Below are 17,937 nucleotides of genomic sequence, written 5' to 3'. Positions count from 1 at the left end.
ACTTCGTGACGTTGTGAGAGCGCTCTCACGTTGGGGTGCAAGAATTGCAGGAGAAATGTCCGGATTCCGCGGTGGCCGGTGTTCAGCTCGGCAGGCGGTGTTCCGGGTCGCCCATCGGCGTTCCGCCGCCCCGGCCGTCCCCAGGCCGTTCTTCGCCGTCCTCAAGGGCGGGCCGGCGACCGTCGAGGAGCCACGCGACGCTGAACGACGGCGACTTCCACACCATCAGCAACAGCACCCCCAGGTACGCCAGGAACCCGGCCGCCAGCCCGATGCCATACGCACCGAACAACGCGGTGCCCGCCGGGAACAACGCGAGCACCGCCGCGCCGCCCACGATGCCCATCAGCGACGTGAGCTGCGACAACGACACCTTGTCGGTGCGGTAGCGGTTCACGAAGTACAGGTTCCAGCCCAGCACGAACCCGAACGCGCCGGCACCCACCAGCTCGATCACGCCTCGACCTCCTCCACCACCGCGGGCACGACCCGGACGTCGGCGCGCGCCAGCGCCGTGTACGTGAGACCGATCGCGGTCCCGTGGCGCAGCAACTCCAGCCGCGCCTCGCGCAGGGCCCGCCCCACCTCGGCGCCTTCCCTGAGCAACAACGGCACGAACCGGTCGGCGAACGCGCACGCGTCCGGCTCGCGGACGTCCACCTCGGTGCCCACCGTGCCCGCCGCGCCGGCCCACTCGAACATCCCGGCGAGCGGGTTCGCGGTGTCGTCGTCCAGCACGACCGTCCGGCAGCCGTTGAGCAGCACCAGCGGTTGCGAGGTCCACGGCCCGCCCAGCCCCCGCCGCAGCCCGCGCGCGGTCAGCGTCTCGGTCCCGACCCGGACCCAGCCCCGCCCTTCGTAGACCCCGCCGTGGCAGTACAGGTAGACCAGCGCCGGCTGGGTGCCGCGCAGCCGGTCCAGCAGCTCGTCGAGGCGGTCGGTCTCGTGCCAGACGGCGTCGCCCACCTGCTCGCGCAGCGCCTCCAGGTGGCCGTCGCGCAGCCGGAACGCGGGATCGGTCGCCTTGCCCAGCACCACCGTGGGCGGGCGGGACGACAGCGGCACGCGGTCGGGAACGGGCCGGTCGGGGTCGAGCGAGCGCGGCGACCCCAGGTCGAACCGGAACCCCCAGAAACCCGCCGGGCACACGACCCGGTCGGACCCCGTGACGCACCGGCCCTCCAAGCAGACCGGGGAAAGGCGGTTCGCCAGGTCGTCCATGAACCGCTCGCACAGACCCAGTTCCCACGACCCGATCTCGGCCAAGTCGTAGTCGTAGACGAGCGGGACGGGCAGCGGTTGTGTGTCGCCCGCGGGCCACACCACCTGCACGCGCCCCGGCCCGCGCAGGGCCTCGCGCAACACGAAGGGGTCTTCACCGCGACGGCGGACCGCCCGGTCGACGTGGGGCACCATCCCCGACTCGACGGTGCACCCGTGCAGCGCGAGCGCGCCGAGCACCTGCGGCAGCCGCCGCCGGTCCCGGCCGACGTCCTGGGCGTGCCGGTACAGCTCGGCGGCCGTCCGGTTCCACGCGGCGACGTGCGGGGCCGGGATGCGGCCGGTCAGCCGGACCGCGCGGTCGGGGAAGTACGCGTAGACACCGTGCTCGTCCTCGTCGTCGTGGTTGAGCAGGACGCTGAGCACGTGCGGCCGGGTGTGGCGCAGCACGGCGGGGTCGAGGCCGAAGCTGGTCACGTAGTCGCGCTTCGCCGTCCAGCCCCGGCGGTCGGACGTGACCAGGAACGACTGGAGCAGCACGCCCCGGCAGTACAGGTTGCAGCGCAGCCGCCCCGCCCCGCGCACGGTGACGGTGACCGGTCCGGCCGCCGCCGTGGTCAGGTCGAGGCGGACGGGCGACTGCGGGCCGTCGAACACCACCACGTCCAGCGGCACCGGGTCCCCGGGCGGGCCGGCGGCGGGCAGCGCGCCGATGTCGAGGGTCAGCCGGTAGCGGCGGTCGGGGCGCAGCGGACGGGTGACCGGGTGCCGGCGTCCGTCCACATCGGACAGCGCGAGCCGGACCGGCCGGACTCCCGGTCCGCCCTCCCACCTCGGCGGACCGGGCGGCCACCGACGCGGGCGCAACCACCACCACGTGCCGAGCAGCGCCAACGCCAGGACCACCCCGGCGGGCAGGGCGAGGTCCGACCACCGGAACGCCACCGGCGCGGGCGGAGCGGCGATCGTCGGCGGTTCCCGCGGCGCTTCTACCCGCGACACCTCCCCGACCACGGTCGTCGTGCCCAGCACGACCTCGTCGGCCTGCCGGCGGTGGAACCCCGGCGCGTACTTGCCCACCTTGACCGTGACGGGCGCGTTCGGGCCGAGCGTGCTGCCCGCGACCGGGGTGTGCGACTTGACCAGGCCGTTCTCGGCCGAGTTCGGGGTCCAGGCGTCCTGCGCGGTGAACGGGCCGGTCCAGCCGAGCGAGCGCAACCGCTGCTCCGCCACCGCGGGCGTGTCACCGACCAGCGACGGCATCACGATGGCCGGCTTAGTAGTGCTCGCCGGCGGCGGCGTGGACTTCGACGAGGACGATGACGAGGACGACGTCGGCCCGGCGACCGTTGGCACCTCGGGCTGGGCCGGCGGCGGCACGGGGGTGCCCGGCCGCCCACAACCCCGGCACACCAACGTTTGCAGCCCGGTCGGGTGGTCCGCGCGGACGGTGATCGTCGCGCGCAGCGGCCTGGTCTGCTCGCACCCGCCCACCGGCCGGTCGCCCAGGACGAGCACGCACTCCCGTCCGCCGACCAGGTCTGCCGCCACGACCTCGTACGTGCCGCCGCGCCGCACCTCGTCCGGCAGTGCCCCGCTCGCGCCGAACACGACCGCCAGCACGACCGCCACCACCGCGCCCGGACCGACCATCGTCCCTCCCCGTGAGCAGCCGACTACGGGCTGTCCCTTACACAGGAGGGTTTCGGTCGGAAACGGATACGGCACGATCGGTGGAACGCGGAGATCACTCGATCAGATGATGCCAACCTCGGCCGGTCCGGCCCACCGGCACACGTCACGGTTGGCGGACGACGTCGAGTTCTACGCGCCGTTGGGGTGCGGATCCGCCGGCGGTGTCCAGATCGCGCTGTTCAGCGGGGTGGGCACGGTGCGGTGCACGCGGGAGCAGTTCGCCGAGGTCGCCGTGTACGCGCCGCGGTTGACGTTCGACTCGGCCGGCGACATCACCGAGATCGCCGGCCGCTCCCACCCCTAGTTGGGGCTGATCCACTGCCCGGTCACGGAGTCGATGCGCACGACACCGCTGACCGTCACCTTGCGCTCCTCGGCCGCCGCCGCCCACACCTCGTCGCTGTCCTCGGCGAGGCCGCTGCGGCTGTCGGGCTCGTACTTGCCGTTCTGGTCGATGCGGCCGTGCTCGACCTCGGTCCACTCGTCCTCGCCGGTGTGCTTGGACACCGTGACCTCGCCGTCGGAGGTGATCTCGGTGGCCAGGTCGGCCTTGCCGTCGCCGTCGACGTCGGTGAACAGCCAGGTGTCGCCCTGCTCGTCCTTGACCACGGCGGTGTCGGCGGTGCCGTCGCCGTCGGTGTCCTCGGTGGCCGGGCCGACCTCCTGGTCCGCGCCGTCCTCGATGTCGACGACGATGGACTTGCCCGCGTTCTGGTTGGTCTGCTTGGTGTGGTCGTCGGACGGCTCGACCGCGATCCACTCGCCGGAGCGCTCGTCGAACCGGGCCTGGCCGACCAGTTCGCCGTCCTTGTCGAACGTGCTCATCAGGTCCGCGTCGCCGTCACCGTCGGTGTCGCTGAACGCGAGGTGCCCGCCGTCGTCGGTCTCGACCACGGCGCTCTCGTCGACGCCGTCGTCGTCGAGGTCGTAGGTCGCCTCGGCGGTGTACTCCTCGTCCTCGACGGTGACCTTGAGCTCGCCGTCGGAAGCACCTGTCTCGTCGACGTACACCGGATCCCACCCTCCTGCTGCCGCACAAGTACCGGTAGGACTCACGTTATGCCTGTTCGGTTCCGCTGCGGAACCCGCATCACCCTTTGTCGGGACGTGAACCGATGAGGAGCAGGCAGAACGTCGTCACGGCCGCGACCAGCCCCGCGAGCAGGAGCATCGGGTTCAGGCCGGAGGGCGTCGGGGTGGTCGCGGCCTGGGTGGCGGTCGTCGTGACGGGCGGGGTTGTGGTGACTACTTGCGGTGACTGGACGTGGGGCTGCTGCGGCACTTCCGCGACCGGTTGCGTGGTCTGCGGCGCGGGTTGCGGTGTCTCCACGGGCAACACGGTGATCTCCGCGCGCATGTCGGGGTGCACCGAGCAGTAGTAGGCGTACGTGCCGGGGACGGTGAAGGTGAAGGTCCAGGACTGGCCCGTGGCGAGCATCGGCGACTGGAACGCGGCGGGGCCGGCGGACGTGACGACGTCGTGCGCGGCCTGGTCCTCGTTGGTCCACGTCACGGTGTCGCCGACGCGGACGGTCATCGACCCGGGCTGGTAGGCGTACTGGCGGATGGGCACGGCGTGGCCCTCGGCGGCGTGCGCGGGCGGCGCGGCCAGGGCCAGGAGCAGGGCGACGAAACCGAGCAGGGCGGTTCTCGCGAGCATGGCGGTTCTCCGGGGGGACGGGCGACCCGGACGGCGCTGGCCGGGTCGCGACGCGGTCAGCAGGTCGCCTGCTCCAGCAACGGGGTGAGCATCTGCTCGAGCATCACGGTGTGCTGCTTGACGTAGTTGTCGAACGCCAACGCGTCGTTGACCTGCTGGAGCGGCGACGTCTCCAAGTGCGCGGCCTTGACGTGGGCGATGAACGGTTCGAGCACCGCCCCCTGCACGTTGCTCGCCAGCAACGGGTCGAGCACCTGGCCCAGCATCACGGTGTGCTGCCGGACGTAGTTGTCGAACGCCAACGCGTCGTTGACCTGCTGGAGCGGCGAGGTCTCCAGGTGCGCGGCCTTGATGTGCGCGATGAGCGGGGCCAGGGACTCCTTCGGCACGCAGTCCGCCGGCGGCGCGGTGGTCGGTGGCGCGGTGGTGGTGGTCGGCGTCGGGTGGGTCGGGTGGCCCGTGGTGGTGGTCGGGGGCGCGGTCGTCGTGGTGGTCGGGGTGGTGCCGGCGACGGTGACGCTCGCCTTCATGTCCGGGTGGACCGAGCAGTAGTACTGGTAGGCGCCGGCCTTGGTGAAGGTGAACGTGTAGGACTGGCCCTTCTGGAGGGTCGGCGAGGTGAACTTCTCCGGGCCGGAGGTGACCACCACGTTGTGCGGCGCGGTGTCCTGGTTGGTCCAGGTGACCGTGTCGCCGACGTTCACGGTGATGCTCGCGGGGCTGTAGGCGTAGCCCACGATGTTCACTTGGTGGGTGGCGGTCGCGGCGGGCTGCGCCTCGGGCGCGTGACCGGCCTGCGCGGCGAGGCCGACCTGCTCGACGCCGGGCGCGGCGGGTGTCGCGCCCGCGGCGGCGAGGCTGAACACCGCGCCCGCGATGCCGAGCGCGGCGAGCACGAGCGCGATCCTCCCGCCCCGCCGGTTGTTCTCTTCGTCCACAGTGGACTCCTCAGTTCTCGCAGGGATCACCGGCCGGGACTGGCGGTGACGAGGAAGGCCGCCGCGCCGAGGACGGCGATCGCGAGCACGGTCTCCAGGGCGACCGTGCGGGCGAAGGGCGCGACGGTGGTGGCGGTGGCCAGTCGGCGGTCCACCCACCTCTTGCTGACCAGGCCCGCGGCGAGCAGGACGCCGAACAGGGCGAGCTTGACCAGCAGGATGCGGGCGTAGTCGGTGGACACCTGGAACCCGTTGAGGCGCCAGGCGAGCAGGGCGCCGGCGGCGGTCAGGACGGTGACCGAGCCGAGGGCGAGCTTCGAGTACCTGGGCACGATCTCGCGCAGGGTGTCAGGGTGGCGGCCGGGCAGCACGCCGATCAGCAGGACGGCCAGCCCGCCCACCCACAGGCTCACGGCGACCAGGTGCACGAGGACCGCCACCTGCGCCCACCAGCCGAGGTCGGGCGCGTGGCCGGTCATGCCGCTGGTGCGCAGGACGCCGAACGCGATCGCACCCGCGCCGACCCGCCACGGCAGCGAGGTCACGGCGGCTCGACCGCGGCGCAGCAGGTCGACCAGGACCACGCCGGCGAGCACCCACAGCAGGGCGCGGGCGGTCCAGGCGCGGCCGAACGGGATGTCCAGCACCGCTTGCACCGTGCCGGTGGTGAGGTCCTGGGGCGAGGTGCGGGCGATCCACGCGGCGGTCAGCAGCAGACCGGCGACCGTGCCCACCGCGCCCAGCAGCCACGCGACGACGACCAGCGCCTTGGGTCGGCGTTCCCGCGCGCCGTCGGGCCAGAGGAAGGCCAGGAACGCGGTGCCGCCGAGGAAGAGGACCGTGCCGGTGTAGTCGACCAGGCGGGCGAGGGTGAGCCACGAGCGGGAGGGGTCGACGGCGAGTGCGATGTTCACGGGGTGCCAACCACTCCGACGACCCGGTTGTCCGGGCCGACGAGCAGGCCGCAGCCACCGAGAAGACCGTTGAGCTGCGCGTTGTCGGTGGTCGTGACGACCTTGGGTGCGGGCTGGGTGAGCGCGCCGCCCAGGGGAAGCGCGCCGCCGAGCGGCAGCCCACCACCCAGGAGCCCACCGCCCAGCCCACCGCCGAGCGGTAGTCCGCCCACCACGCCGGACAGCAAGCTGCTGACCGGGAGGGCCTCCGTCACTCGCACGAGGTCGGTCAGCTGCGCGAGGTCGGTCACCAGGGGCAGGTCGCCGACCAGCGCGCCAAACTGCTTGAGCAGGGCGGCGATCGCGTCGGTGTCGCACGGCGGCGGAGGCGGCGGCGTGGTGCCCGGCGGCGTGGTCGGGTGGGTCGGAGTGGGGTGGGTGGTCTCGGGGTGGGAGGGCGTCGGGTGGGTCACCGCGGGGTGGGTCACCGGCGCCACCGCGTGGGGCGGGTTCTGCGGGATCGGCTGTCCGATGTGGACCAAGGGCGGGGTCGTCGTCGTGACCGGGTGCTCGGGCACGACCGCCTGCCGCGCTTCCTGCTGGGTGGCCGCCGGGGTCGGCACGCGACCCAGGCCCGACGCGTAGCCGAGCACCACCACGACCGTGCCCACCAGGCTCGCCGCGACCACCTGGTCCCTGTTGACCCTCACCGTTGCCCCCGCGGTCCTCGCCGGAAATCGATGGGGCACAGCGAATCAGCCGCACGTGAACGGGCATGTCGTAATCGTGTATCGCCCGTTAAGTGGCCTGCCGAATAGGCCTTCCGGCGCGGGGCGGGAACGGCAATACCGAATTTAATTTCTCGGACAACAATCGCTGACCAGCGGAAACGCTGTCGATCTTACGCCGTCCGGGTGACCCTGCGCACCTCATTCGAACAACGCTCGTTATGCCTTTTTCAGGCACCGACAATACGCCTCAAACGCGGTCGCGCAGCGCCCGGATGCGGGACAACAGGTCGTCCACCTTGGTCCGTCCGGCCCTCAGCTCGGTCACCTGCCGGGTCGCCGCCGCGAGCGCCTTCGAGCGCTCACCCGCCTCCATGCGCAACGCCTTGTCGACCTCGCGCAGCTCCGCCTCGATGGCGTCCACGCGCTTGCCCAGGGCGTCGTCCAGCGCCAGCGACAGCGCCTGCTCGGCCTCGATCAACTGCTCCGCCACGAGTTGGTCCACTGTGGACCGCGCGTCGGCGATGGCGTCGGACAGCCACTGCTTGAGGTGCTGCTTGTCCGCGGAGTGCTTGCGCGTGCGTGCCATCCACCAGCCCGCGCCCAGGCCCAGCACGATCGTCACCGGCAGCACGATCGGGTTCAGCGCGGCCACCCCGAGCCCGGCCAGCGGCAGCGCGGCCAGCCGGCCCGCGCCCAGGCCACCGGTGACGCCCATGAACACCAGCAGCTTGTCCTCGGCGGTCGGCGCGCGCTTGTCCGGCGGGCGCAGCACGACCGGCGGGGTGGCGCCGCGCGCGAACTGGCCGCGGATCACCGCCAGCTCGTCGGGCGCGAACAGGTCCGCCAGGGCGGCGTCGGCGACCCGCTGCAACCGGTGCGCCAGGCCCGCGCTGATCCGGCCGGACACCACCTGCAACGCCGCGTCCACCTGGTGCGGCAGCCCCGCCAGCTGCTCGCGGGTCGCCGCGTCGATCGCCGTGCGGAACCACGTCTGGACGTCCCGCATCTGCCGGCTGACCTCGTGGCTGCCCTCGACGCGCGCCCGCTGCACCTCGCCGCGCAGCTTGACCTGCCAGCTGCGGGTGGACGACCGGCGCTGCGAGTTCAGCTCGTCGCGCCGCACGCGCAGCGCCTCCGCCTCCTCCTCGCCCGACGACAGCGCCCGCCGGTCCGCCTCCGCCCGCGCCACCAGCTCGTCCAGCACGGTCGCCAGGGCGCGCAACGAGTTCGCCTCGCCGAGCATCGCCGCCCGCCCGACCACCAGTTCCTGCAACGCCGCCTGCAACTCGCCCACGCCGGACCGCTCGCGCAGCATCGCCGCCGCGTCCGGGTTGGGCGCCTTGGCGGCCAGCTCGAACATCCGCGACGACACCGGGTGGAACACCGCGCCCGCGAACCGGGGCGCGTGCTCGGCCAGCAGCGCCTGGTCCGCCTCCAGCACGGTCCGCCAGCCGCGGAACTGGTCGACCTTGGTCAGCGCGAACACCACGGTCTCCACGCGCTCGCCGACCGTGCGCAGGAAGTCCAGCTCACCGCGCGTGAAGGGGGCGGACGCGTCGACCACGAACAGCAGCGCGGTCGCGGAGGCCGCCGCCTCGGCCGCCAGCTCGCCGTGCACGGACTCCAGCCCGCCGACGCCGGGAGTGTCCACAACGGACAGTCGTTCCAGCAGCGGGATCGGCGCCTCGACCTCCACGTACCGGGGCGGCAGCATGCCCGCCGGCAGCTCGTGCGCCGCCGACACCCAGTTCACCAGCTCCGCCCGCTCGAACGGCACCGGCGACATCGACCCCGCGTAGCAGGCCCGGGCGGCGAACTGCTCGCCGTGCCGGAACACCAGGTACGCCGCCGTCGCCACCTCGGCGTCCACCGGCGACAGGCCCGGCGTCGCCAGCAACGCGTTGACCAGCGACGACTTGCCCCGGTTGGTCTCGCCGACGACCACCACCGAGGCCGGACCGCCGCGCCGGGTCTCCACGAACGACGCCGCCGACGGGTCGATCGAGCGCACCAGCGCGGTCAGCCGCTCGCGGGTCTGCCGGACGGTCTGCGGGAAGGTGCTCATCGGGCCGTGTAGACCGTGACGATCGGCGCGCGCAGGGTGCGACCGCGGTCGGTGAACCCGACCACCTCGGTCTCCGCCACCACGCCGTCCAGCGTCGCGTCGTCGGTGGGCACGGTGCCGCCCGCCTCGTGCCGGGACGGGTCGAACCGCTCGCCGTCGGGTCGCACCGCGGTCACGCCGATGCCCGCGAGGCCCTCCTCGATGCGTTCCACCACGCCCGAGGACCGGGCCCGGTCCAGCGCGTACAGGCAGAGCTGCACGAGGGCGCGCCGCTCGGCCAGCGCCTGGTCGAGCAGCTCACCGGCGATAAGCGTCTCCACACCGGGCTCCGACGCCGCCGCGTCCGGTTCCGTTCCGCCCGTCATCGCCGCCCCCGGAGTTGTTGCCAGATCAGGAAGTACGCCCGGTGCACCACGTGCGCGACCCGGCTCTGCGCCGGCGTCGCCCCGAACGACGCGAAGGACCGCCACCAGCCCGCGCGCTCCAACGCGTACGCGATCAGCTCCTGCGGCGGTCGACCCGGCAGGCCCAGCTGCTCGGCCGGGTCGGGTGAGGTGCCGAACCGCAGCACCTCGTCGGCCAGGTCGGCGGGCAGCGCCACCGCGCCCGACGCGACCAGCGTCAACGCCTCCAGCAGCCGCAACTGGTGCGCCTCGGGCTTGGCCAGCAGCACCTCGATGGCGTCGTGCACGCGCTGCCGCTCGCCGGGGTCGCCGGACGCGGCGGCCAGCGCCGTCACCGACGCCAGCGCGGCGGCGGCCTTGATCCCGTCGGCGCGCGACCGGAACACCGCGTTGAGCTTGCCGCGCACCCCGGCCAGGCCGGACGCGTCCAGCAGCTTGCGGCGCAGGGCGCCCGCGGTGATCGCGGGCTCGGCGTCCAGCGCCTGGAGGGCGCAGCGGATGCCGTACAGGTCCAGCTTCTCCAGCAACCGGGTGCGCACGCCCACCGGCACGTCGCACTCCCAGCTCACGAACAGGTCCGCCGAGATCAGCATGGTCTCGCGGGTCGCGTCGTCCAGCTCGGCCAGCTTGCGGAGGGCGTCCGCGTCCGCCGAGGTGAACCTGCCGGTCTCGGCCGACTCGGCGACGAGGCCGATCACCGGCAGCACGTCCGCCACCCGCGGTTTGAGCGTGTGCGCCTGGCGCTCGGCGAGCAGCACCGCCGCCTTCCACGTGTCGCCGTCCGCGCCCTCGACGGTCTCCGCCGCGATGGTGTCGGCCTTGTTCAACACGGCGATCGCGTTCACCGGGCCGGCCTCGCGGCTCGCGGTCGCGGCGGTGAACGCGGCCAGCGCCTGCTGGTCGTCGTGCCGCACGCCCTGCGTGACGACGTAGAGCACGGCCTCCGCGCCGGCGACGGCGTTGCGCGACACCGGGTCCAGCTCGCCGCCCAGCAACGCCTCCGTGCGCGCGACCGACGCGGCGTCCAGCGACCCCAGGCCCGGGGTGTCGATCACGGTCAGGTCCCGCAGCACCGCGTTGGTCAGGTAGGCCTCGATGTGCGACACCTTCTCGACGTCCACGCCCAGGTCGGCGGGGATGCCGCCGTTCGCGTCGAAGGGCAGCACCTGCTTGCGCCCGTCGGTGAACACCACCTCGACGCGGTCCACCGTCCCGTACTGGAACCGGGTGACCAGCCGCGTGCACTCGCCCACGTCGGTCGGCGCGACCCGGCGGCCGATCAGGGCGTTGACCAACGTCGACTTGCCCGACTTGATCCGCCCCGCCACCGCCACCTGCAACGGCGCGGACAACCGGCGCAGCACCTCGCGGAACCCGGCCGCGGTGGTCGGCGACACCTGCGGTTGCAGCCGCACGCACAGGTTCGCCACGGCCGCCGAGAGCGGTCCGGCGAGCTGCTGCGCCTGCGCTGTCACGACGGAGATCGTGCCACGCGCGGTGTCGGTCCGGTTTCCGAACGGGCGGCTCCGGGTATTGCCAGGGTCGAGAGGGAGGTCACGTCATGGAACAGGGTTATGCGGTCTTCCTGCTGCTCGGCGTGGTTCTGGTGCTGATCGACGGCCAGCTGATCTACCGCAGCGGCCGGGCCTACATGAACCGGGCGTACGGCGACCCGGAAGCGGCCCGGTCCATGACGGCGCTCGCCACGGTGCTGTTCCACCTCGTGGTGCTGGGCCTGCTGGCGCTGGTGTCGATCATCACCGTGGACACCGGCGACCCGGTCAAGGACGTCGTCGTCAAGCTCGGCGTCGTGCTCCTGCTGCTGGCGCTGGTGCACGCGGTGACGATGATGATCCTGGGCCGCATCCGCGACCGGCAGCTCCAGCAGCAGCTGGCCGACGAGATGGCCGAGGAGCACCGGCTGTACGAGCGGGAGCACAACGTGCCGTCGCAGGCGGTGCGGGTCGAGCCGGTCCCGCCGGTCGACACGACCCGGGCGCAGCCGGTCGACACGACCCGGGTCGACCCCACGCAGATCGACCCGCGGCAGATCAAGACCACCCGTTGACGCGGCGGAGGTGCGGCCGTCCGACGCCGTTCATCCGTCCAGAGGATTAGACCGGGGTCAGACCGTGGCGCGACGCGTCCGGTCTGACCCCTCTTTACGCTGGTGACGTGCGGCGGCTGAGCCTGTGGATGCGTGCTCACCCGGTGTTCGGGGACTCCCTGATCGCCGGGCTGCTGCTGTTGTTCGACCTCGGCGCGATGGTCTCCGTCGGGGGAGCGGTGCCGGCGTCCGTGCTGTTGTTCGTCGGGCTGCTGCTGGTGGTGCCGGTCGCGTTCCGGCGCAGTTACCCGGTCGGCTCCAGCTACACGATCCTCGGCGGCGGGGTCATCCAGCTGATCACCCACGGCACCCTCGACCAGGGCCTGGCCGTGCGGCCCGCCGACTTCGCGCTGGCCGTGGCGCTGTACACGATGGTCGCGTTCGTCGGGCGCAGGTCGGCGCTGCTCTACGCGGGGTGGCTCGCGCTGGGCACGGTCGTGTGGTCGGTGTCGCGGGTCGGGTCCGTGCCCGAGGCCGTGTTCCTGGTCTTCCTCATCGTCGTGATCTTCGGGTTCAGCTGGGCGCTGGGCGAGTTCGTCGGCGCCCGCCGCGCCTACCAGCGGGAACTGGAGCAGCGGCTCAAGCTGCTGGAGACCGAGCGGGACCAGCAGGCGCGGATCGCGGTCGGCGAGGAGCGGTCCCGGATCGCGCGGGAGCTGCACGACGTGGTGGCGCACGCGGTGTCGGTCATGGTCGTGCAGGCCGACGGGGCCGGGTACGCGATCAAGTCGCAGCCCGAGCTGGCCGAGGCCGCCGTGCGGACCATCGCCGAGACCGGTCGGCAGGCGCTGACCGAGCTGCGCCGGCTGCTGGGCGTGCTGCGGCAGGAGGACCAGTCGGGCACGCAGTGGGCGCCGCAGCCCGGCGCCACCGACCTGGAGGACCTGGCCGAGAACCTGCGCGCGGCCGGGCTGCCGGTGCGGCTGGAGACCTCCGGCGAGCTGGCCGACCTGCCCGCCGGCCTCGGCCTGGGCATGTACCGGATCGTGCAGGAGGCGCTGACCAACACGCTCAAGCACGCCGGCACCGGGGCGTCGGCCGTGGTCCGGGTCGCCCGCGCGGGTGAGCACGTGGCGCTGGAGGTCGTGGACGACGGGTTCGGCACGCCGCACGACCTGGTCGCGGTGTCCGGCGGCAACGGGCTGATCGGCATGCGCGAGCGGGCCGGCGTGCTGGGTGGCACGTTGGAGGCCGGTCCGAACCCCGGTGGAGGCTGGCGCGTCCGGGCCGTGCTGCCGGTGGTGCCGTCATAGGGTGGGAGACGTGATCCGAGTACTGCTTGTGGACGACCAGGAACTCATGCGGATGGGATTTCGCATGGTGCTCGGCGCACAGGAGGACATCGACGTGGTGGGCGAGGCCGGCGACGGCCTCGACGCCGTGCACCTGGCGGCGTCGCTGAAGCCGGACGTGGTGCTGATGGACGTGCGGATGCCGGTGCTGGACGGGGTCGAGGCGACCAAGCGGATCGCCGAGGCGGGCACCGGGAAGGTGCTGGTCATGACCACCTTCGACATGGACGAGTACGCGTTGTCGGCGCTGCGCAACGGCGCTTCGGGCTTCCTGCTCAAGGACACCCCGCCCGGCGACCTGGTGTCGGCGCTGCGGGCGGTGGCGTCCGGCGACGCGGTCGTCTCGCCGTCGGTGACCAAGCGGCTGCTGAGCCGGTTCCTCGGCGAGGGCGGCGGCGAGCTGCGGGACGCGTCGGTGCTGGAGGTGCTGACCGAGCGCGAGCGGGAGGTCCTGGTGCTGATCGCCAAGGGCCTGTCCAACACCGAGATCGCGCGCAAGCTGTTCCTGTCCGAGGCGACGGTGAAGACGCACGTGGGCCGCATCCTGGCGAAGCTGGACCTGCGGGACCGGGTGCAGGCCGTGGTCCTGGCCTACGAGACCGGCCTGGTCCGGCCCGGCGACGTCTGACCGGGCCAGACCGTACACCGCCGCGGGTCAGCGGTACTTCGAGGCGTCCACCGTGGTCGGGTCCAGGCCCGGCTTCACCACGTCGTCGTTCCAGCGACCCCAGTCCGGCCGGGTGCCGTCGAGGTCGGTGAAGCCGTACTCGCGCATGAGGGTCCACGAGGCCAGCGCCTGACCGGTGAACCGGTGGCGGTCCGGGTCGGCGGCCAGCGCGGCGATGCCCCGGCCGACGTAGTGCGGGGTTTCCGACATCGCGAAGTGCGGCTCGCGCGCCACCACGTCCCGCCAGTTGTCCTCGGTGACGCCGAAGCCCGTCAGCATCTCCTCCGAGCGCAGGAACCCCGGCGTGACGGCGACCGAGGTGGCGCCGTGCTTGCCGATGTCCTTGGCCAGCACGCGGCCCATCCGCCGGACCGCGATCTTCACCGAGTCGTAGGCCAGCATGCCCGAGTAGTACTCGTCGTCGTCCCCGTCGGTGACCTCGACGACCAGCCCGCCCGGCTTGCGGATCACCAGCGGCACCAGCCGGTGCAGCGCGACCAGGTGCGCGCGGACGCTGTTGTGCCACATGCCGAGCTGCTTGTCCAGGTCGACCTCCCAGAACGGCTTGAACTCGACCGCCTGCTCACCGCCCCACACGTCGTCCACCAGGACGTCCAGCTGTCCGTCCACTTCGGACTCGATGCGGTCGCGGAAGGCGTCCACGTCCGCGATGGACGTGAAGTCGCAGCGCACCGGGATGCCCCGGCCGCCCGCCGCCGTGACCAGTTCCGCGGTCTCCTCGATCGTCTCGTCTCGCCCGATCGGCGACCGCCCCTCCCGCGACGACCGCCCGCCGACGAACACGGTCGCGCCCTTCGCCCCCAGTTCCACCGCGATGGCCCGACCCGCGCCGCGCGTCGCCCCCGTGACCGCCGCGACCTTGCCCTCCAACGACATTCAGCTCCCCTTCCACGCGTCCAGCACCGCGTCCACGTCCTCCGCCAGCCGGTCGGCCAGCGCGCCGCGCGGCCGGACCGACCAGTCCATCGAGACCCCGAAGACCACCACCGTGAGCACCCGCGCGGCGCGTTCCGGCTCGGGCGCGCGCGGCAGGTCCGCCGCTCGCACCAGGTCGAGCACCGTGCGTTCGGTCGCCGCGTAGTGGTCGGCGAGCAGCGCTCGCAGGTCCGGGTCGATCAGGTCGACACCGAGCTGCGCCAGGTGGTTGCCCGCCTCGGCCGGGTCGGTCATGCCCTCGAACCAGGTCAGCAGCGCCCGCCGCAGCCCGTCGACGGGCTCGTGGCCCGCCGCGGCCTCGCGCATGCGCCGCTCGACGTCCGCGGTGGTCTGCCTGGTCAGCGCCTGGAGCAGGCCGCTCTTGGACCCGAACCGCTGCGCGACCGTGCCGACCGACACGCCGGCCTCCTTGGCCACGTCGGCGATGGTGAACCCCGGCCCCTTCCGACCGATCACGGCGGAGGTGGCGGTGAGCAGCCGTTCGTCGGTGATGGACTGCGGTCGTGGCACCGGATTATTGAACCACGGTTCATTAATATCGTCCATTAGGGTTTCCCCAGTGACCTGGAGACCCAGCCTCATCGCCCTGGACATCGACGGCACCATCACCCGCGTGGGCACCGAGGAGATCGCCCCGGCCGTGCGCGCGGCGATCCACCGGGCCGTCGACCACGGCTCCCACGTGGTCCTGTCCACCGGCCGCAGCCTCATCGGCACCCGCCCCGTCGTCGAGGACCTCGACCTGCGCGGCACGGTCGCGATCTGCTCCAACGGCGCGGTGTGGTGGGACACGACGTCCCGCACGGTCCTGCGCAAGATCGACTTCGACCCGGCCCCGGCCGTCGAACTGCTGCTGGACCTGTTCCCCGGCGCGGTGTTCGCCGCCGAGGTGACGGGCGAGGGCAACCTGGCGATGGGCCGCTTCCCGACCGGCTACCTGTGGGGCGAACTGCGCGAGGTCGACTTCGCGGGCCTCACCGCCGAACCCACGTCCCGGCTGGTCATGCGGTGGAACGACCACACGCCGGAGGAGGTGGCGCTGCGCCTGGCCGGCGCGGAACTCGACGGCGTCACCTGGTACGTCGACCACGACGACCCGTGGGTGACCGTCGCCCCGACCGGCGTCAGCAAGGGCTCGGCGCTGGAGGAACTCCGCGTGCGACTGGGCGTCGCGGAGTCCGACACGCTGGCCATCGGCGACGGGCACAACGACGTGGAGATGCTGCGCTGGGCCGCGCACGGCGTGGCGATGGGCCAGGCTCCGGCGACCGTGCAGGAGGTGGCGGACGCCGTCACCGGCACCGTCCTGGAGGACGGCGCAGCGGCCGTCCTGGACCAGTGGTTCGCGGCCTAAGTCTGTGTGGTCAGCTCAACGCGGTCGCGCGACGCACGGCCTCCTCCACGTTCGCCGGGCTCGCCGGCAGCAGCGGCAGGCGGACCTCCGCGGTCGGGATGCGCCCCTGCGCGTGCAGCACGCCCTTGACCACGGTCGGGTTCGGCTCGGCGAACAAGGCCCGCGACAACGCGCTCAACGGCCCGGTCAACGCGCGGATCGTCGTCGTGTCGCCCTTCTCCCACGCCTGGACCAGCTCGACGAACCGACCGGTGGCGACGTGCGCGGAGGCCAGGATGCCGCCGTGGCCGCCGAGGGCCAGCAGGGGCGAGAGGAACGCGTCCTCGCCACCCAGGACGGCGAAGCCCGCGGGCGGGTCGACCATCAGGTCCACGGTGTCCTCGGTGACGCCGCCGGGCGCGTGCTTGACCCCGATCACGTTCGGCAGCGCGGCGAGCCGGCGCAGCGTGGCGGCCGACAGGTGCTGCCCGGTGCGGTAGGGGATGTCGTAGACCACCAGCGGCACCGGGCTCTCGGCGGCGACCTTGGTGAAGTAGGCGACCACGCCCTCCTCACCCGGCCGCAGGAACGGCGGCACCAGGGTCAGCGCGGCAGTCGCACCCCGACCGGCGGCGTCGCGCAGGGCTTCCGGAGTGTTCGCGCCGATCAGCAGCTGCGCACCGCGCTCGTGGGCCACGCGAGCGGTGAGGTTGAGCACGGCCCGCTGCTCGGCGGGGGTGAGCGCGCCAGGCTCACCGGTCGTGCCCAGGGCCACCAGCCCTGTCGCCCCGTCCGCGAGCACCTGGTCGGCCAGGGCCTCCAACGCGTCGAGGGCCACGCGGTCCTCACGGTCGAACGGGGTGATCAGCGGAACGAACAGACCGGTCAGCATGGTGCCAGGATGGAGTCCGCGACCGTGTAGCACCAGTTCGCTTTCCTCAACGAAAACGTAAGCTCACCTGATGCTCGACGTCCGCCGCCTGCGCCTGCTCCGCGACCTGGCCCACTTGGGCACGATCGCGGCGGTCGCTCAAGCTCATGCCTACACACCCTCCGCAGTCTCCCAGCAATTGGCGGCCCTGCAACGCGAAGCAGGCGTCCCCCTGCTCGAACACACCGGCCGCCGGGTGACCTTGACCCCGGCCGGAACGGAGCTGGTCCGACACACCGAAACCATCCTGGCGACCTTGGAGACGGCGGCAGCCACACTGTCCGCCGCGAGGGCAGGCGTGTCCGGAACCGTACGAATCGGCGCGTTCCCGACAGCCGTCCGAACCCTGCTACCAGCCGCGTTGGTGGCACTAGCACGAGACCACCCGGCACTGGACCTCATGGTGAGCGAACTGGACCCGGTGGACATGCCCGACGCCCTCCGCGACGGCCGCCTGGACGTGGCACTCGTACACGACTACGACATTGCGCCGGTCGCCCCGGACCCTGGCCTGGACTCCGTGCCGCTACTGGAGGAGACGGTGTTCCTCGCGGTGCCGACATCGTTCGAGACCGGGCCGACCCCGGTGGCAGATGCGAGGGAGACGGCCTGGGTGGCCGGCACACCGGGCACGCTGTGCCACACCGTGGCGACCCGGGTGTGCGAGTCGCATGGTTTCACCCCGCGCGTTCGACACCACGTGGATGACTTCACGGCGGTGTTGGCGCTGGTGGCGGCCGGTCAGGGGGTGGCTTTGGTGCCGGAGTTGGGTGCTGCGCAGCCGGCTGTGGGTGTGCGCTTGGTGCCGTTGGAGGTGTGCCGCCGGACTGCTGTCGCATATCGGCGGGGCGGGGGCGGGCATCCGGCGATCGCAGCGTGCATTGCGGCTTTGTTGAGTTCTCGGGATGTGCTGCCAAAGCGGTAGAACAGTAGTTCTTCCCGCGCGTAGCGCGGTTGTTCGCGCCTGGAGCGCGCGGTAGGTGTTACCTACAAGTGGAGGGCCTCGGTTCCCCCACCGTATGGCCTGCCCGAAGGGCTACCAC

Annotated in this window: 19 protein-coding genes; 6 read left to right on the top strand and 13 right to left on the bottom strand. The window is 72.5% G+C overall.

Annotation, left to right across the window (positions count from 1 at the left end):
- Positions 1-82 precede the first annotated feature (82 nt).
- Both WBN91_RS06955 and WBN91_RS06950 read right to left on the bottom strand, forming a co-directional pair.
- On the bottom strand, positions 83-457 hold the full coding sequence (locus WBN91_RS06955) for a DUF2304 domain-containing protein (RefSeq protein WP_337723490.1): 375 nt from the start codon (positions 455-457) through the stop codon (positions 83-85).
- Positions 454-2,874 (bottom strand): CHAT domain-containing protein, encoded by a 2,421-nt coding sequence (locus WBN91_RS06950; protein WP_337723491.1) that lies wholly within the window; start codon positions 2,872-2,874, stop codon positions 454-456. Before WBN91_RS06950 ends, WBN91_RS06955 begins: the two co-directional genes overlap by 4 nt.
- Before the next feature lie 106 nt (positions 2,875-2,980).
- Between WBN91_RS06950 and WBN91_RS06945 the strand changes: the two genes are divergently transcribed.
- The gene (locus WBN91_RS06945; RefSeq protein ID WP_337723492.1) at positions 2,981-3,220 is read left to right on the top strand and encodes a hypothetical protein; all 240 of its coding nucleotides are present in this window, start codon (positions 2,981-2,983) and stop codon (positions 3,218-3,220) included.
- Here the strand turns inward: WBN91_RS06945 and WBN91_RS06940 are convergent.
- The 8 genes from WBN91_RS06940 to WBN91_RS06905 all read right to left on the bottom strand — a co-directional run bounded on the left by WBN91_RS06940 (position 3,217) and on the right by WBN91_RS06905 (position 11,082).
- The gene (locus WBN91_RS06940; protein ID WP_337723493.1) at positions 3,217-3,927 is read right to left on the bottom strand and encodes a hypothetical protein; all 711 of its coding nucleotides are present in this window, start codon (positions 3,925-3,927) and stop codon (positions 3,217-3,219) included. The two genes, WBN91_RS06945 and WBN91_RS06940, sit on opposite strands and share 4 nt — an antisense overlap.
- Positions 3,928-4,006: 79 nt before the next feature.
- The gene (locus WBN91_RS06935) at positions 4,007-4,576 is read right to left on the bottom strand and encodes a cupredoxin domain-containing protein (RefSeq protein ID WP_337723494.1); all 570 of its coding nucleotides are present in this window, start codon (positions 4,574-4,576) and stop codon (positions 4,007-4,009) included.
- A 56-nt stretch (positions 4,577-4,632) separates the two neighbouring features.
- Complete coding sequence (locus WBN91_RS06930) at positions 4,633-5,514, bottom strand: cupredoxin domain-containing protein (protein ID WP_337723495.1); 882 nt, start codon at positions 5,512-5,514, stop codon at positions 4,633-4,635.
- Positions 5,515-5,540: 26 nt separating this feature from the next.
- The gene (locus tag WBN91_RS06925; RefSeq protein ID WP_337723496.1) at positions 5,541-6,428 is read right to left on the bottom strand and encodes a copper resistance D family protein; all 888 of its coding nucleotides are present in this window, start codon (positions 6,426-6,428) and stop codon (positions 5,541-5,543) included.
- Positions 6,425-7,117 (bottom strand): hypothetical protein, encoded by a 693-nt coding sequence (locus WBN91_RS06920; protein ID WP_337723497.1) that lies wholly within the window; start codon positions 7,115-7,117, stop codon positions 6,425-6,427. Before WBN91_RS06920 ends, WBN91_RS06925 begins: the two co-directional genes overlap by 4 nt.
- A gap of 268 nt (positions 7,118-7,385) precedes the next feature.
- The gene (locus tag WBN91_RS06915; protein WP_337723498.1) at positions 7,386-9,203 is read right to left on the bottom strand and encodes a dynamin family protein; all 1,818 of its coding nucleotides are present in this window, start codon (positions 9,201-9,203) and stop codon (positions 7,386-7,388) included.
- A complete protein-coding gene (gene grpE, locus WBN91_RS06910) occupies positions 9,200-9,568 on the bottom strand; it encodes a nucleotide exchange factor GrpE (RefSeq protein WP_443217671.1) in 369 nt (122 codons plus the stop codon). Before grpE ends, WBN91_RS06915 begins: the two co-directional genes overlap by 4 nt.
- Complete coding sequence (locus WBN91_RS06905) at positions 9,565-11,082, bottom strand: dynamin family protein (RefSeq protein ID WP_337723500.1); 1,518 nt, start codon at positions 11,080-11,082, stop codon at positions 9,565-9,567. Before WBN91_RS06905 ends, grpE begins: the two co-directional genes overlap by 4 nt.
- A gap of 86 nt (positions 11,083-11,168) precedes the next feature.
- Here WBN91_RS06905 and WBN91_RS06900 point away from each other — a divergent pair, with 86 nt between their 5' ends.
- From WBN91_RS06900 to WBN91_RS06890, 3 genes are all read left to right on the top strand, one after another.
- Positions 11,169-11,675 (top strand): hypothetical protein, encoded by a 507-nt coding sequence (locus WBN91_RS06900; RefSeq protein ID WP_337723501.1) that lies wholly within the window; start codon positions 11,169-11,171, stop codon positions 11,673-11,675.
- A 107-nt stretch (positions 11,676-11,782) separates the two neighbouring features.
- Positions 11,783-12,967, top strand: coding sequence for a sensor histidine kinase (locus tag WBN91_RS06895; protein WP_443217670.1), 1,185 nt, complete (start codon positions 11,783-11,785; stop codon positions 12,965-12,967).
- A gap of 10 nt (positions 12,968-12,977) precedes the next feature.
- The gene (locus WBN91_RS06890; protein ID WP_337723502.1) at positions 12,978-13,634 is read left to right on the top strand and encodes a response regulator transcription factor; all 657 of its coding nucleotides are present in this window, start codon (positions 12,978-12,980) and stop codon (positions 13,632-13,634) included.
- 27 nt (positions 13,635-13,661) lie between these two features.
- Here WBN91_RS06890 and WBN91_RS06885 read toward each other — a convergent pair whose 3' ends face one another.
- Positions 13,662-14,570 (bottom strand): SDR family oxidoreductase, encoded by a 909-nt coding sequence (locus WBN91_RS06885; RefSeq protein WP_337723504.1) that lies wholly within the window; start codon positions 14,568-14,570, stop codon positions 13,662-13,664.
- Entirely contained in the window at positions 14,571-15,140 is a 570-nt protein-coding gene (locus WBN91_RS06880; RefSeq protein WP_337723505.1) for a TetR/AcrR family transcriptional regulator, read from the bottom strand. It lies immediately after the preceding gene.
- A 49-nt stretch (positions 15,141-15,189) separates the two neighbouring features.
- On the opposite strand from WBN91_RS06880, the gene WBN91_RS06875 reads away from it, so the two are divergent.
- A complete protein-coding gene (locus WBN91_RS06875; RefSeq protein WP_337723506.1) occupies positions 15,190-15,984 on the top strand; it encodes an HAD family hydrolase in 795 nt (264 codons plus the stop codon).
- 10 nt (positions 15,985-15,994) lie between these two features.
- On the opposite strand, the gene WBN91_RS06870 is transcribed toward WBN91_RS06875, so the two are convergent.
- A complete protein-coding gene (locus WBN91_RS06870) occupies positions 15,995-16,855 on the bottom strand; it encodes a dihydrodipicolinate synthase family protein (protein WP_337723507.1) in 861 nt (286 codons plus the stop codon).
- A 70-nt stretch (positions 16,856-16,925) separates the two neighbouring features.
- Here WBN91_RS06870 and WBN91_RS06865 point away from each other — a divergent pair, with 70 nt between their 5' ends.
- Positions 16,926-17,819, top strand: coding sequence for a LysR family transcriptional regulator (locus WBN91_RS06865; RefSeq protein WP_337723508.1), 894 nt, complete (start codon positions 16,926-16,928; stop codon positions 17,817-17,819).
- Positions 17,820-17,937 lie beyond the last annotated feature (118 nt).

The organism is Saccharothrix sp. CCNWYY140, assembly GCF_037401995.1.
In the GTDB taxonomy this organism is placed as follows: Bacteria; Actinomycetota; Actinomycetes; order Mycobacteriales; family Pseudonocardiaceae; genus Actinosynnema.
The sequence above is the reverse complement of the archived record's forward strand: the minus strand, read 5'-3'. Positions and strand labels throughout refer to the sequence as shown.